Raw genomic sequence first — 1,328 nt, 5'->3', positions numbered from 1 at the left:
CTGGCTCAGGCTTTTTATCGCTTGGCTCATGGCAGCCCTGATGAGTTCATCCGCGCAATCGGATACTTCTCAGGTCGCCTGAAATCCAGCGCCAGCCGCGTGCCGCCGCATTATTCAGGGCCGACTAAGTCATTGATCCGATCCCGTTCAAAAGGATGAATCTCAAGCCCTTTCGCCTTATGTTGCCGCTCCATGACAGCCTTGAGAGATGCATATGCACCGTCATGCCACTCTCGTTGAAATACAGCGAGAAGGACACCATCAGCAGGAGCAATAGGGACATCAGATACTCTACAGACGTGCCAATACCGAGTGTCTAGGTTTTCATTGGAAGGCTGAACTGCAACAAGCTTCTGGAGCTTCGTTTTTGTCTTCAAGATTGCAACTCGTTCCTCAGCCTGAAGGCGTTGGAGGGAAGCGTTCGGACTTAATGCTTTCCATATAGTAGCAATCTTGAACATCCACCAACGTGGCCATGCATTTCCGAAGATGCCTGTATATCGGGCTGAGTCTGCAAATCGACTCTTTAATGTAATCCAATCGGCTGATTGCTTCGCATCTATACCCAAACGTGCAGCGAGCGTTGCCTCATCCACAAGCGGCCCACTAAGTAGGTCGCCAAAAGTTCTGCAACAGCTTTCTGAGCCAGAAGTGTTTGGATGCCATGCCGGCCTTGCGACGCGCCTGTTGCGGCGTCAGCATCAGAACCCAGGCTGCGGCATCGGCGGCCAGGGCATCGATGGATGCGGCCTGCCGGTTGGCGGCGATGAGCCGCTTGAGCTCGCGCCAGAGCTGATCCATCGGGCTCAGTTCCGGCGCCTGCCGCGGCAACCACACGAAGCGAATGCGCAGCCGGTCCGCCAGCGCCTGGGTCTGCGGGGCGGTGTGGGCACTCGCTCGGTCGCTCAGCAGCCAGAGCCAGCCGGGGCCGCGGTAGCGGCGCCGCAGCGCGCGCAGAAACTCTTGAGCGTCGGCCTGACCGGCACGTTGGCGGATCAGCACCACCCGGCGCGCGCTTCCCAGGTCGATCGCCCCAAACAGCACCCGCTTGGCATTGCGGCCGGTGATCGGCACAACCGCCTGCCTGCCCTTGAGTGCCCAGGTCGCCCGCAGCGGCGGAAACAGCCGCAACAGCGTCCAGTCGAGGCACAGCAGCCGATCGCCCCTGTGCCAGCCCGCCTTCAGCCGTCGGGTAATCCCCCTTATATGGGCCGATACGTCAGTCAAGTGCTGGTCGCAGGTGCTGCCGTGATCTCCGAGGTTGAGCCCGATGGCGCTCATGCGAACCGTTCGTCCGCATCACCTTATATCCGGTTGGGCCTAAGCCC

The 1,328-nt window shown here is 59.6% G+C and carries 1 protein-coding gene; it reads right to left on the bottom strand.

The window, feature by feature from the left end; all coding sequences use genetic code 11:
• Positions 1–606: 606 nt before the first annotated feature.
• The gene (locus tag FS320_RS43485) at positions 607–1,281 is read right to left on the bottom strand and encodes a transposase (protein WP_244627769.1); all 675 of its coding nucleotides are present in this window, start codon (positions 1,279–1,281) and stop codon (positions 607–609) included.
• Between the last annotated feature and the right edge of the window lie 47 nt (positions 1,282–1,328).

The sequence above is a fragment of the Microvirga tunisiensis genome, assembly GCF_009296175.1.
In the GTDB taxonomy this organism is placed as follows: domain Bacteria; phylum Pseudomonadota; class Alphaproteobacteria; order Rhizobiales; family Beijerinckiaceae; genus Microvirga; species Microvirga tunisiensis.
The sequence above is the reverse complement of the archived record's forward strand: the minus strand, read 5'-3'. Positions and strand labels throughout refer to the sequence as shown.